Genomic DNA, 12,836 nt, shown 5'->3' on the forward strand with positions numbered 1-12,836 from the left:
ACACAACTACTCGGAAGTGTGGACCTTCATGTCTGAGAACTACGGCAACAGCGACGAGCAGCAAAACACCGGCCAGGAGGGTGGCTTCGGCGGCGAGCAGTCTTCCGAAGGCTCCTACGGTGAGCAGTCCTCCAACGAGGGTGGCTACGGCCAGGAGGGCGGCCAGCAGCAGGGTGGCCAGAGCCAGGGCGGCTACGGCGGCGAGCAGTCCCAGGGCCAGAGCTCGGGCTCCGAGGGCGGCTCCTCCTACGGCGAGCAGTCCGGTGGCGGCGAGGGCGGCTACGGCGGCCAGCAGCAGGGCGGCCAGAGCGACGGCGGCTCGTTCGGTGGCGGCGAGCAGTCCGGTGGCGGCGAGGGCGGCTACGGCGGCCAGCAGCAGGGCGGCCAGAGCGACGGCGGCTCGTTCGGTGGCGGCGAGCAGTCCGGTGGCGGCGAGGGCGGCTACGGCGGCGGACAGGAGTCCGGCGGCTCCTCCTACGGCTCCGACCAGGGTTTCGGCCAGGGCTCCGAGCAGGGCACTGAGCCGGGCTCCCAGCAGGGGTCCCAGCAGGGGTCCCAGCAGGGGTCCCAGCAGAGCTTCGGCCAGGAGGCCGAGGAGAACGAGAACCAGGGCGGCTTCGGTGGTGGCGACCAGCAGTCCGGCGGCGCCTCCTACGGCTCCGACCAGGGCTCCGAGGGCGGCCAGGGCGAGTCGCAGTACTGATCACCCAGACCGATCACACAGACCGAGCGCCGGGCCCCGCGAGGGGACCCGGCGCTCGGTGCGTCTGAACCGATGGTGCGAAGCGTCAGGCGCGGTAAGCCACCCAGCCGTCGATCATCCGCTGCACCTGACCCGGCGTGAACTCGTCCATGCACGCGTCCTCGGTGTAGTCCATGAAGTTGTGGATCGGGTCGAGGCCCGGCGCCGTGCAGGTGTCGGAACCCTCCGGGCAGCCGAAGGCGGGCTCGGCCTCGGCCGGGGTGTCGGCGACCTCGTCGCCCTTGCCGCGGCAGCCGCCCTGGAAGGTGTGGTAGAGGTGCAGCCAGTGGCCGACCTCGTGGGTGGCGGTGTCGCCCTCGTCGTACGGCGCCGCCGAACCACCGGGCAGGGACTCCCCGAGGATGACCACGCCGTCCTGCGCGGAGATGTTCTTGGTCGGGAAGGTCGCCCAGCCGAGGAGACCGTCGTCGATCTCGCCGATGTAGATGTTGAGCGCGTCGTCGCCGCCCTGGCGCAGCGCCGACTTCATCGCGCGCTCGCCGGTCGAGCCGGAGATGATGGGATACCAGGCCGGGTTGATGGTGGTCTCCTGGCCAACGACCTCGAACGAGAACGGCGTGCCGGCGTACGCGTCGTTGAGCACGCCCATCTGGGCGTCGATGTTGGCCTGCGGGATCGCGCCGGTGGTGGCGTCCTCCTGGATGACGTGGATGTAGGTCGGGATGGTCGTCGGCCCGAGGGTGGCGCTGCCGCCCTTCTTCTTGCCCTTGGCCTTCAGCGCGCCGGTGAGCTCCTTCTCCTTGGCCTCGGCCTGCTTCGCGGTCAGGTTGTTCTTGTCGCGGACCTGCTTGGTGCCGTCGGCGACCCGGGCCGCGCCGACCGCCTGCGGGTCGAAGCACGCGTCGCCGCCACCGCCGGACGCCTGCATCGCGGACGCGGGTGCGGCGGCTGCCAGTCCTGAGGCCACGAGCACTCCGAGTGCACCCATCGCTGCGGCTCTGCTGGCCAACTTGGGAATCGACATGGGGGTATCCCTTCCTGAGACAAGTTGCCTCAGGCTAGAGGCAGGAATACCCCGAGGGGAACGGAGCCGCGAAGAATTTGCTGTCGGGAGCGCGACGGGCCGGACGATCAGCCGCAGGCAGGCGCGGGCGGAAGCGGAGCGGGCACGCCGACCGAGGGCATCCCCAGACCGACCGTCGGCGACGTTCCGTCGGTCGAGCCTGTCGAGACCCCCTGGCGCGCCTCCCAGGCGTCACCGGAGCGGGTGCGGCGCACCTCGAGCACGGGGTTGTCGGCCACCAGATAGTGCGGGGCCGCGTAGGTGACCTCGACGGTGACCATGTCGCCGGGACGTACGCCCTCGGCACCGGCCGCGTTGAAGTGGACGAGCCGGTTGTCGGGGGCGCGGCCGGAGAGGCGCTTCGTCGAGGAGTCCTTGCGGCCTTCGCCCTCGGCGACCATCAGCTCGAGGGTGCGGCCGACGTTCTTCTGGTTCTCCTCGTGCGCGATCTCGTTGACCAGGTCGACGAGTCGCTGGTAGCGGTCCTTGACGATCTCGGGCGAGATCTGGTCGGGAAGGTCGGCGGCGGGGGTGCCGGGTCGCTTGGAGTACTGGAAGGTGAAAGCGCTCGCGAAGCGCGACTCGCGGACCACGTCCAGGGTGGCCTGGAAGTCCTCCTCGGTCTCGCCCGGGAAGCCGACGATGATGTCGGTGGTGATGGCGGCGTGCGGGATCGCCGCCCGGACGCGCTCGATGATGCCGAGGAACTTGGTCGAGCGGTAGGAGCGGCGCATCGCCTTGAGGACGCGGTCGGAGCCGGACTGCAGCGGCATGTGCAGCGACGGCATCACGTTGGGCGTCTCGGCCATCGCCTCGATGACGTCGTCGGTGAACTCGGCGGGGTGCGGGCTGGTGAACCGGACCCGCTCGAGGCCCTCGATCTCGCCGCAGGCGCGCAGCAGCTTCGAGAAGGCCTTCCGGTCGCCGAACTCCACGCCGTAGGCGTTGACGTTCTGTCCCAGCAGGGTCACCTCGGTGACACCCTCCGCGACCAGCGCCTCGATCTCGGCGAGGATCTCACCGGGTCGGCGGTCCTTCTCCTTGCCGCGCAGCGAGGGGACGATGCAGAAGGTGCAGGTGTTGTTGCAGCCGACGCTGACCGACACCCAGGCGGCGTAGGCGGACTCCCTCTTCGTGGGCAGCGTGGAGGGGAAGACCTCGAGCGACTCGAGGATCTCGACCTGCGCCTCCTCCTGCACCCGGGCGCGCTCGAGCAGCACCGGCAGCGAGCCGATGTTGTGGGTCCCGAAGACCACGTCGACGTACGGCGCCTTCTCGGTGATCGTCGCCCGGTCCTTCTGCGCGAGGCAGCCGCCGACGGCGATCTGGAGATCGGGGTTGGCCTCCTTGATCGGGGCCAGGTGGGAGAGGTTGCCGTAGAGCTTGTTGTCGGCGTTCTCCCGGACCGCGCAGGTGTTGAAGACGACCACGTCGGCCTGCGTGCCGTCGGTCGCCTTGAGGTAGCCCGCGTCCTCGAGCAGCCCGGAGAGGCGTTCGGAGTCGTGGACGTTCATCTGGCACCCGTAGGTGCGGACTTCGTAGGTGCGCACCGCCGGAGCGGAGCCAGAGGCGATCGACGTAGTCATAGCGCCCTCAAGCGTACGACCGCGGGTGCCGCGCGGAGGAATCCGGCGCGGACGGGCAGTCGAGGCAGACGTACTGAATCTTGTTGGTTATCTGCTTGTAACCGACTGCAGGGACCAAGTCATGGATGTGCAATGCAGGATGTGGTTAGGTCTGCGACATGACCGTGCTTGACACAGAACCCACCAGCGCCCCGTCCGGAGACGCTCTGGTGGTGCTGGACCATGTCGACAAGCACTACGGCGACCTGCACGTCCTCCAGGACATCAACCTGGAGATCAAGCGTGGCGAGGTCGTCGTGGTGATCGGACCCTCGGGTTCGGGGAAGTCGACCCTCTGCCGCACGATCAACCGGCTGGAGACGATCGATTCCGGCACGATCAAGCTCGACGGCAAGGAGCTGCCCGCCGAGGGCAGGGGCCTGGCCAAGCTGCGCGCCGAGGTCGGGATGGTCTTCCAGAGCTTCAACCTCTTCGCCCACAAGACGATCCTGCAGAACGTCACCCTGGGCCCGATGAAGGTGCGCAAGCTCAAGAAGGCGGAGGCCGAGGCAGAGGCGAAGAAGCTGCTCGACCGCGTCGGCGTCGGCGCCCAGGCTTCGAAGTACCCCGCCCAGCTCTCCGGCGGCCAGCAGCAGCGCGTCGCGATCGCGCGGGCGCTGGCGATGAAGCCGCAGGTGATGCTCTTCGACGAGCCCACCTCCGCCCTCGACCCGGAGATGGTCAAGGAGGTGCTCGACGTCATGGTCAGCCTCGCCAAGGAGGGCATGACCATGATCGTGGTGACCCACGAGATGGGCTTCGCCCGCGTCGCCGCCGACCGCGTCGTCTTCATGGCCGACGGCCAGATCGTCGAGTCCAACACCCCCGCGGAGTTCTTCGACAACCCGCAGTCCGAGCGCGCCAAGGACTTCCTCGGCAAGATCCTCAAGCACTGAACGTACGTCTCGGGTGAGCCTCGGGCTCGAACCCTGCAACGCACCAACACTCATATCCCAGAAGGTGGATTCGATGAAGTTCAAGAAGATCGCCGCGGTCGTGGGCGCCTTCGCGCTCGCCGGCTCGCTCGCTGCCTGTGGCGGCAGCGACGACTCCGGCTCCGACGCCGGCGGCGACAAGATCACGATCGGCATCAAGTTCGACCAGCCCGGTCTTGGCTTCAAGAAGGCCGACGGCACCTACGCCGGCTTCGACGTCGACATGGCGACCTACATCGCCGAGGGTCTCGGCTACGAAGAGGACCAGATCACCTGGAAGGAAGCCGTCTCCGCCAACCGCGAGACGTTCCTCAAGGACGGCACGGTCGACATGATCCTCGCGACCTACTCGATCACCGACGAGCGCAAGGCCGAGGTCGACTTCGCCGGTCCCTACTACGTCGCCGGCCAGGACCTCCTGATCCGCGCCGACGACTCCTCCATCAAGGGCCCGGAGGACATGAAGGGCAAGAAGATCTGCTCCGTCACCGGCTCCACCTCCGCCCAGAAGGTCAAGGACGAGTACGGCGCCGTGCCGCAGGAGTTCGACTCCTACAGCAAGTGCATCACCGCTCTTCAGGGCGGCCAGATCGACGCGCTGACCACCGACGACATCATCCTCGCTGGCTACGCCGAGGAGTTCCCCGGCGAGTTCAAGATCGTCGGCCAGCCGTTCTCCGAGGAGAACTACGGCGTCGGCCTGCCCAAGGGCAGCGAGGACCGCGACAAGATCAACGACCTGATCGAGCAGTCCTTCGAGGACGGCGCCTGGGAGAAGGCCTTCAACGACAACCTGGGCAACTCCGGCTACGAGCTGCCGGAGCCGCCGAAGGTCGACCGCTACTGAGTCTTCAGCAGCAGCCGAGTCGGCGCAGTCGGACCTGGATCTCGGGGCCCGCTGTGCCGGCTCGGCCTGAGCTGAGGCGCTCCGCAATACCTGGAAGGACCTCATGGACCTCTTCTCCGAGTATGGGTCTGCCATTCTCGAAGCGTTCGGGCTGACCCTGAGACTGGCCGTCTTCAGCGGCATCTTCTCGCTCATCCTCGGCGTCGTGCTCGCCGTCTTCCGGGTCTCCCCGGTTCCGGTTCTGCGCTGGATCGGCGCCGCGGTCGTCTACACGTTCCGCAACACGCCGCTGACCCTGGTGATGTTCTTCGCGCTGTTCGGGCTCTTCTACCAGCTCAAGATCGGCGCGAGCCAGACCGCTCCGCTCAACGAGCAGAACTTCCAGCTCGCGGTCATCGCACTGTCCGTCTACACCTCGACCTTCGTCTGCGAGGTCCTGCGCTCGGGCATCAACACCGTGCCGCTGGGCCAGGCCGAAGCAGCACGCGCCATCGGGCTCACGTTCTCCCAGAACCTCAGGCTGGTCGTCCTCCCGCAGGCGCTGCGGTCGGTGCTCAACCCGCTGGCCAGCGTCATGATCGCGATGATCAAGAACACGACCGTCGCCGTCACGATCGGAGTCGTCACCGCCAAGGGCGTCAACGAAGCCTCCGGTCAGATGCGCACCATGATGGAGAACGAGGCTGACCAGATCGTGCTGATCTTCATCATCTTCGCGATCGGCTTCATGATCCTGACCCTGCCGGTGGGCTTCCTCGCCGGGTGGGCCTCCAAGAAATTCGCGGTGATCCGATGAGTGCCTCTGTTCTGTACGACGCCCCTGGGCCCCGCGCCAAGAAGCTCAACTGGCTCTACTCCGGCCTCGTGCTGGTCGCCCTCCTCTTCGTCGCCTGGCTGGTGTTCTCGAAGTTCAAGGAGACCGGCCAGTGGGAGGGCGAGAAGTGGACGCCGTTCATCGACGCCGATGTCTGGAACAACCTGCTGATCCCCGGGTTGCTCGGCACCCTGCGCGCCTTCGCGGTCGGTTCCCTGCTCGCCCTGGCCTTCGGGTTCGTCTTCGCTGTCGGGCGACTCTCGCCGCTGAAGATCGTCAGCATCCCGTCCGCCGTCGTGGTGGAGTTCTTCCGCTCGATCCCGATGCTGCTGCTGATGTTCTTCATCTACTTCCTGCAGCCCTCGCTCGGCATCCAGCCGACCAGCATCTTCTGGGCGGTCGTGCTGGGCCTGATGCTCTACAACGGCTCGGTCATCGCGGAGATCATCCGCGCCGGCGTGCACGCACTTCCCAAGGGGCAGAGCGAGGCGGGTTCCGCGATCGGCCTCACCTCCGGCCAGGTGATGCGCACGATCCTGCTGCCGCAGGCGGTCCGCTCGATGCTTCCGGCGATCATCGCCCAGCTCGTGGTGCTGCTCAAGGACACCGCCCTGGGCTACGTGCTCGGTTACAGCGAGCTGCTCAACCAGGTGAAGCAGCTCGACATCAACTTCCACAACCTGATCCCCGCAGCGATCGTGGTCGCGCTGATCTACATCGTGCTCAACACGATCCTGGGCCTGGTGGCCAACTGGATCGAAGCCCGTACGCGGCGGGTGGCCCACACCGCCGGCCCGGTCGGCGCCACGGACACCCCGGAGCTCCAGACCGCACCGGCCGCAGGCATGCCCAGCGGAATCGTCTGATCCGTCGGACAGCACGACGGCCCGCTGCCCCGACGGGGCAGCGGGCCGTTGCGTACTCGCTCTACTTCTTCTTCGGGGTCACCCACAGGCTGATGGTGCCCTCGATGGCCACCGTGCCGTCCTCGCGGATGCCCTTGACGCGCACCTCGAGGTCGCCGTCGGCGGTGTCCCACTGCTCCTGGTCGGTCTCCGCGATGCAAGTGATGTCCGTGGAGGCCTTGGCGGTGTAGGAGACGGTCATCCCCTTCGGGATCCAGCGCTTGTCGCGCGGGATGGTGACCTCCGCAAGGGCACCCATCGCCATCTCTAGACCGTTGCACAGCGCGATGGCGTGCACGGTCCCGATGTGGTTGTGGTTGCCCCTGCGGTTGGGCACGACGACCTCGGCGTAGTTGGGTCGCAGCTGGTTGACCAGCGGGTGGATGGACCCGAAGTACGGCGCCTTCTTCGCGAAGGCGACCGAGAACGCTCGCTTGCCGACAACCGGCACGCGGTTGAAGGACTTCCACAGGTCGTAGAGCTGGCTCATGGCGGTTAGGTTACCCGAGGGTAACCTCCTACCCCTCTCCTGTCCCGAGATCAGGAGAGGGACAGGAAGACCTTCTCGAGCTCCTCGATCTGCTCCGGGCGGTCTCCGTCGGCGTGCGCACGACGCAGCTCGTTGGAGAGCAGCGCGAAGGCTGCCTTGTCGAGGGCGCGGGTCACTGCCTTGAGCTGGCCGACAACGTCGGCGAGCTCACGGCCGTCTTCGATCATGCGGAGCACGCCGCCGAGCTGGCCCTGAGCCCGGCGGACTCGATTGACCACGCTCGTCGTCTCCGCGTCCCGAGGCTGGGGGACGGTCACGTCGTCAGTCAAAGTCTTGCCTTCCATCGTTTCTGGCATCATTCCTGGCATCGTTCTTGTATCCCCCGGGGGACAACGGTCCAGACCAGTGCGCGTTACGCCTCTTTCCGATTGATTCCGGATTTCGCCCACATGGAAGGCCAGTTCGTGCTAGTCACCGGTCGGCCACACGATCTCGACGCGGTTGCCGAACGGGTCGCGGACGTGGAAGCGCTGGAAGTCCTCGGCGTTGTGCCGCTGGCTCCAGTCGACGTCGAAGCCGAGCTCCGCCAGCCTTGCGCCGAGCTCCTCGAGCTCGGCCTCGGTCTCGACCGCCAGGGCCGGATGGGCCTTGACCGGTGGTCGGTGCGGATCCTCGACTCCGAGGTGGATCTCCGCGCCACCTGGTGAGCGGAACCAGGCGCCGCCGCGCTTGGCGAGCGCGACGGGCTTCGGCACCTCGGCCAGCCCGAGGCCCTCGGCATAGAAGGCCCGAGCCGCGTGCTCGCCGCCAGCGGGCATACCGACCTGTACGTGGTGGATGCGCATCAGGCCTCCAGCTTGCGGGCGGCTACGAAGACGCGACGGAACGGGAGCAGGACGAAACTGTTTCCTACCGGATCTTCTCGTAGCGGATAGGACCGCGCGAGACGTTTCTTGAGCTCGTCCGCGAACGGCTCGAAGAGCCCGGCCTTCTCGAGGGCGGCCGCCGTCGGCCGCAGGCTCGTCCCGGAGATCCAGGTGAAGACCGCGTCCTCGCCGGTCAGCACATGCAGGTACGTGGTCTCCCAGGCGTCGACCGCGAACCCCTCCCGCACCAGTGCGTCCAGATAGGCGGCAGGTTCGTGCGATGCCGGCGCCTCGAGGTGGCGGGTGTGCGCTGCGTACGGCTCCTCGGCGGCGAACTCGGCGCGCACGGTGTGGCTGGGCTCGTCGAAGTTCTTGGGCACCTGGAAGGCGAACCAACCTCCGGGACGCACCGCGCGAGCGAGCGCGGGAAGCAGCTCCAGATGGCCGGGGACCCACTGGAGTGTGGCGTTGGAGAGGAGTACGTCGACCGAGCCGGGCGCGGCCGACTCCGCCCAGTCCCGGAGGTCTGCCACCGCGAAGTCGATGCCGCTGACACTCGCCCGAGCCTTGTCGACCATCGCCGAGCTGGAGTCCAGGCCGACGACCCGCGCCGTCGGCCAGCGCTCGGCGGCCAGCGCCGTCAGGTTCCCCGGTCCGCAGCCGAGGTCGACCACGGTCTTCGGGTGGTCGGCGTCGACCCGGCGGAGAAGCTCGACGAACGGCCGCCCGCGTTCGTCGGAGTAGGTCAGGTAGCGCTCGGGGTCCCATGCGGTCATGGCGTACGTCCTCTCAGCAGAATCTCTTGATGTCAAGATATCCCGATCGTCCTCCCGACTTCTCTCGATGTCAAGATTCTCGATGAGGCGATCGTGGGCTAGGCTCGCGCCATGCGCGACGAAGTCGACGACCTGAGCGAGGCTTGGGCACACGAGCGGCCGGACCTGGATCTGGGCCCCGTCGAGATCTTCTCGCGACTCTCCCGCCTCTCGCGCCACCTCGATCTCGCCCGTCGCGACGCGTTCTCCGGTTCTGGGATCGAGTCCTGGGAGTTCGACGTGCTCGCCGCGCTGCGGCGCGCGGGCGCGCCCTACGAGCTCTCCCCCGGCCGGCTGCTGCGCGAGACCCTGGTGACCAGCGGCACCATGACCAACCGCGTCGACCGGCTCGCCTCCCGCGGCCTGGTCGAGCGCCTGCCCGACCCGGCCGACCGCCGCGGCGTGCTCGTCCGGCTGACCCCGGACGGCAAGGCGACCGTCGACAGCGCCTTCGAGGCCCTGCTCGCCGCCGAGCGGGAGTTCCTCGACGGCCTCGACGACGCTCAGCGCAGCCAGCTCACCGATCTGCTGCGCCGGCTGCTGGTGCCGTTCTCCGCCTGAGCGTCGCTACTCGATCACCTCGGCGGCCTCGAGCCACTCCATCTCGAGCTCGTCCTTCTCCGCGGAGAGCTGGTCGAGCTCGGCGCTGAGCTCGGCGAGGCGGGTGTAGTCGTTCACCGCCTCGGCCATCGCGACCTCGAGCTTCTGCTGCTGCTCGGAGATCCGCTCGAGCTGCTTGTCGATGCGAGCGATGACCTTCTTCGCCGCGCGCTCCTCGGCGGAGCCGGCCTTGGCCTTGGGCTGCGCGGAAACTGACGTCTCGGGGTCGATTTCTGACGTCTCGCCGAGATTTTCTGACGTCTCGGCGTCGGTTTGTGCCTTTTCGGCGGGGGCGGGGAGGCGGCGCTCGAGGTATTCGTCGACGCCTCGGGGGAGCATGGAGATCTGGCCGTCGCCGAGGAGCGCCCAGACGGAGTCGGTGACGCGCTCGAGGAAGTAGCGGTCGTGGGAGACGACGATGAGGGTGCCGGGCCAGGCGTCGAGGAAGTCCTCGAGGACGTTGAGCGTCTCGATGTCGAGGTCGTTGGTGGGCTCGTCGAGGAGCAGCACGTTGGGTTCGGTGAGCAGCAGGCGCAGCAGCTGGAAGCGGCGGCGCTCGCCACCGGAGAGGTCGCCGATGCGGGTCACCAGCTTGTCGCCGGTGAAGCCGAACCGCTCGAGCATCGAGGTGGCCGAGAGCTCCTGGCCGTCGGTCGTCTTGGTGACGCGCTTGATCGACTCCACCGTCGGCAGGACGCGCGCCTCGGGGTCGAGGTCGTCGAGCTGCTGGGTCAGGTGCTGGAGAGCGATCGTGCGGCCGTGGCGTACCTTCCCCGCCGCAGGCGGGAGCGAGCCGTCCAGGAGCGAGAGCACCGAGGTCTTGCCCGCGCCGTTGACGCCGACGATGCCGATGCGGTCACCCGGGCCGATGCGCCATGTGGCGTGCGAGAGCAGCTGCCGCTCGCCGCGGTAGAGGTCGACGTCCTCGACGTCGATGACGTCCTTGCCGAGCCGCTGGGTGGCGAACTTCTGCAGCTCGAAGCGGTCGCGCGGCGGGGGCACGTCCTCGATGAGCTGGTTGGCGGCGTCGATGCGGAACTTCGGCTTCGAGGTGCGTGCCGGAGCGCCGCGGCGCAGCCAGGCCAGCTCCTTGCGGACGAGGTTCTGGCGGCGTACCTCGGAGGCGGCCGCCTGACGCTGACGCTCCGCCTTGGCGAGCACGAACGCGGCATAACCGCCCTCGTAGGCGTCGACCTGGCCGTCGTGGACCTCCCAGGTGAACTGACAGACGGCGTCGAGGAACCAGCGGTCGTGGGTCACGACGACGAGCGCGGAGGAGCGCGCGGCGAGGTGGGAGGCGAGCCAGGCGACGGCCTCGACGTCGAGGTGGTTGGTGGGCTCGTCGAGGACGATCAGGTCGTGCTCACCGAGCAGCAGCTCGGCCAGCGCGCAGCGGCGCCGCTCACCGCCGGACAGCCCCATGACGGCTCGGTCGAGGTCGATCCCGGCGAGGAGCTGCTCGACGATCTCGCGCAGCGCGGGTACGCCGGCCCACTCGTGGTCGGAGCGTCCGCCGAGCACGGCCTCGCGGACGCTGTAGGTGTCGACGAGCTGGTCGCCCTGGTGCAGGAAGCCGACCAGCAGCCCCCGCTGGCGCGAGACCCGGCCGGAGTCGGGCTCCTCCAGCCCGGTCATCACCTGCAGCAGCGTCGTCTTGCCGTCGCCGTTGCGTCCGACGATGCCGATCCGGTCCCCGGCACTGATGCCGAGGGAGACGTCGTCGAGGAGGGGCCGGATGCCGTACGCCTTGGAGACGTGCTCGAGGTTGAGGAGGTTCGCCATATCGCCTCCCATTCTCCCCGAGGGCGGTGAGGCGGCCCGCATCGCGGCGGCCATCCAGCGGCACGCCGGGCGGACGAAGAGCCCCTGACCTGCTTAGACTCCGTGCAATGGTCGAGAAGTCGCTCCGCGAGCACAAGCACGGCTCGCGTCAGGCGATACTCGAAGCTGCCCTCCGCCTCGCCGCCGAGCGCGGCTACGTCGGCACCACGATGGCGCTCGTCCGTCGCGAGACGGGCCTGCCGCCGTCGTCCCTCTACTGGCACTTCTCCAACAAGGACGAGCTGCTCGCCGAGGCGCTCGAGCACGGCCATCGACGTTTCTACCGGCTGGTCCCGCGCTGGAAGCCCGCCTCACCCGGGGTCGACCTCCGCGAGGCGCTGCTGACCCGGCTGCGGCGTACGACCTCGGCCACGCTCGACGCGAGGGCCGACTGGTGGCGGATGGGCCTGATGCTCGCCCTCGAGTCCGGGCCGACGGTCGGCGACGGGCCCCGGGAGCGCTTCCTCCGCATCCGCGTCCGGACCCTGAGCGACTTCGAGCAGTGGTGGTCCGCCGCGACCGGCCTCCCTCCTGCGCACAGCCGCGTGCTCGCCCGGTTGACCCTCGCTGCTCACGACGGCCTCTTCATCCATGTCCAGGCCGACGACTACGCCGACCTCGACCAGCTCCGGCAGCGGCTGGCCGACGGGCTGGTCGCGATCGTGGACCGGCTGCGGGATCACGACCCGGCGATCGCCCCGGAGGAGGCGGACCTGCCGCTCACATCTGCAGAGGAACCGACCAGCAGCCGCGAGAAGCTACTCGCCGCGGCGCTGAAGGTCGCCGCGGAGAGCGGCTACGAGGGTGCCTCGATCAGCCGGATCTGTGCCGCGGCGAAGCTGCCGGCCTCCTCGGTCTACTGGCACTTCGAGAACAAGGACGACCTCTTCTCGGCCGCGGTCGACGACTCCTACCGCGACTGGAACCGCACGCAGCCGTCGTGGCAGCCCCCGGCGGAGGCCTGCGACTGCACGACCGAGCTGCCCCGGATGCTGACGCCGCTGCTGGCCAGCCTCCACCAGCTTCCGCCGTTCCTGCGGATCGGCCTGATGCTGGTGCTCCCCAAGCGCTCCGAGCCGTTGCCGGGGCGCGACCGGTTCCTCGACGTACGCCGCCGGACGCGCGACGAGTTCGCCGGATGGTTCCGCGGAGCCCTTGCCGAGGAGGGTCCGGAACATGCCGACGGCATGGCCGCGCTACTGCTCGTGATCGTAGACGGACTCCTCTTCGCCGAGGCCCTCGACAGCGCCGACATGCCACCGGCCACGACCTCCGACCTGCTGGCGCGACTGGTCACCGCGACGCCGTTTCATGCACAGGTCAGTCACTGACCTACTACCGTAGATCCACAG

14 protein-coding genes are annotated in these 12,836 nt (G+C 68.3%); 7 read left to right on the plus strand and 7 right to left on the minus strand.

All coding sequences use genetic code 11. The features are described 5' to 3' along the window. The first annotated feature begins 28 nt into the window (after positions 1 to 28). A complete protein-coding gene (locus IEY81_RS17270; protein WP_189119729.1) occupies positions 29 to 703 on the plus strand; it encodes a hypothetical protein in 675 nt (224 codons plus the stop codon). 85 nt (positions 704 to 788) lie between these two features. Here the strand turns inward: IEY81_RS17270 and IEY81_RS17275 are convergent, their stop codons facing one another. Next, positions 789 to 1,727 carry a zinc metalloprotease gene (locus IEY81_RS17275; protein ID WP_189119730.1) on the minus strand — a complete coding sequence of 313 codons (939 nt, stop codon included), beginning with the start codon at positions 1,725 to 1,727 and terminating at the stop codon, positions 789 to 791. A 107-nt stretch (positions 1,728 to 1,834) separates the two neighbouring features. After that, positions 1,835 to 3,352: a tRNA (N6-isopentenyl adenosine(37)-C2)-methylthiotransferase MiaB gene (gene miaB, locus IEY81_RS17280; RefSeq protein ID WP_189119731.1), complete on the minus strand. Its 1,518-nt coding sequence runs from the start codon at positions 3,350 to 3,352 to the stop codon at positions 1,835 to 1,837. A 158-nt stretch (positions 3,353 to 3,510) separates the two neighbouring features. Between miaB and IEY81_RS17285 the strand changes: the two genes are divergently transcribed. From IEY81_RS17285 to IEY81_RS17300, 4 genes are all read left to right on the plus strand, one after another. Beyond that, positions 3,511 to 4,287, plus strand: coding sequence for an amino acid ABC transporter ATP-binding protein (locus IEY81_RS17285; protein WP_373292242.1), 777 nt, complete (start codon positions 3,511 to 3,513; stop codon positions 4,285 to 4,287). 73 nt (positions 4,288 to 4,360) lie between these two features. After that, a complete protein-coding gene (locus IEY81_RS17290) occupies positions 4,361 to 5,173 on the plus strand; it encodes a glutamate ABC transporter substrate-binding protein (protein WP_189119732.1) in 813 nt (270 codons plus the stop codon). Between the two features lie 103 nt (positions 5,174 to 5,276). Further along, entirely contained in the window at positions 5,277 to 5,969 is a 693-nt protein-coding gene (locus IEY81_RS17295; RefSeq protein ID WP_189119733.1) for an amino acid ABC transporter permease, read from the plus strand. After that, the gene (locus IEY81_RS17300) at positions 5,966 to 6,853 is read left to right on the plus strand and encodes an amino acid ABC transporter permease (protein ID WP_189119734.1); all 888 of its coding nucleotides are present in this window, start codon (positions 5,966 to 5,968) and stop codon (positions 6,851 to 6,853) included. Before IEY81_RS17295 ends, IEY81_RS17300 begins: the two co-directional genes overlap by 4 nt. A 61-nt stretch (positions 6,854 to 6,914) precedes the next feature. On the opposite strand, the gene IEY81_RS17305 is transcribed toward IEY81_RS17300, so the two are convergent. From IEY81_RS17305 to IEY81_RS17320, 4 genes are all read right to left on the minus strand, one after another. Further along, complete coding sequence (locus IEY81_RS17305) at positions 6,915 to 7,382, minus strand: hotdog fold domain-containing protein (protein WP_189119735.1); 468 nt, start codon at positions 7,380 to 7,382, stop codon at positions 6,915 to 6,917. A gap of 50 nt (positions 7,383 to 7,432) precedes the next feature. After that, positions 7,433 to 7,699: a metal-sensitive transcriptional regulator gene (locus IEY81_RS17310; protein ID WP_008362591.1), complete on the minus strand. Its 267-nt coding sequence runs from the start codon at positions 7,697 to 7,699 to the stop codon at positions 7,433 to 7,435. Positions 7,700 to 7,849: 150 nt separating this feature from the next. Then, positions 7,850 to 8,227, minus strand: a complete 378-nt coding sequence (locus IEY81_RS17315; RefSeq protein WP_189119736.1) for a VOC family protein — start codon at positions 8,225 to 8,227, stop codon at positions 7,850 to 7,852. Beyond that, positions 8,227 to 9,024: a methyltransferase domain-containing protein gene (locus tag IEY81_RS17320; RefSeq protein ID WP_189119737.1), complete on the minus strand. Its 798-nt coding sequence runs from the start codon at positions 9,022 to 9,024 to the stop codon at positions 8,227 to 8,229. Before IEY81_RS17320 ends, IEY81_RS17315 begins: the two co-directional genes overlap by 1 nt. A gap of 111 nt (positions 9,025 to 9,135) precedes the next feature. Between IEY81_RS17320 and IEY81_RS17325 the strand changes: the two genes are divergently transcribed. Continuing rightward, complete coding sequence (locus IEY81_RS17325; RefSeq protein WP_189119738.1) at positions 9,136 to 9,624, plus strand: MarR family winged helix-turn-helix transcriptional regulator; 489 nt, start codon at positions 9,136 to 9,138, stop codon at positions 9,622 to 9,624. A 6-nt stretch (positions 9,625 to 9,630) separates the two neighbouring features. Here IEY81_RS17325 and IEY81_RS17330 read toward each other — a convergent pair whose 3' ends face one another. Continuing rightward, positions 9,631 to 11,445, minus strand: a complete 1,815-nt coding sequence (locus IEY81_RS17330; RefSeq protein WP_189119739.1) for an ABC-F family ATP-binding cassette domain-containing protein — start codon at positions 11,443 to 11,445, stop codon at positions 9,631 to 9,633. Positions 11,446 to 11,552: 107 nt separating this feature from the next. On the opposite strand from IEY81_RS17330, the gene IEY81_RS17335 reads away from it, so the two are divergent. After that, positions 11,553 to 12,815, plus strand: coding sequence for a TetR/AcrR family transcriptional regulator (locus tag IEY81_RS17335; protein ID WP_189119740.1), 1,263 nt, complete (start codon positions 11,553 to 11,555; stop codon positions 12,813 to 12,815). The last annotated feature ends 21 nt before the right edge of the window (positions 12,816 to 12,836 follow it).

Origin of the sequence: Nocardioides luteus (assembly GCF_014648595.1) — a bacterium.
Taxonomy (GTDB): domain Bacteria; phylum Actinomycetota; class Actinomycetes; order Propionibacteriales; family Nocardioidaceae; genus Nocardioides; species Nocardioides luteus.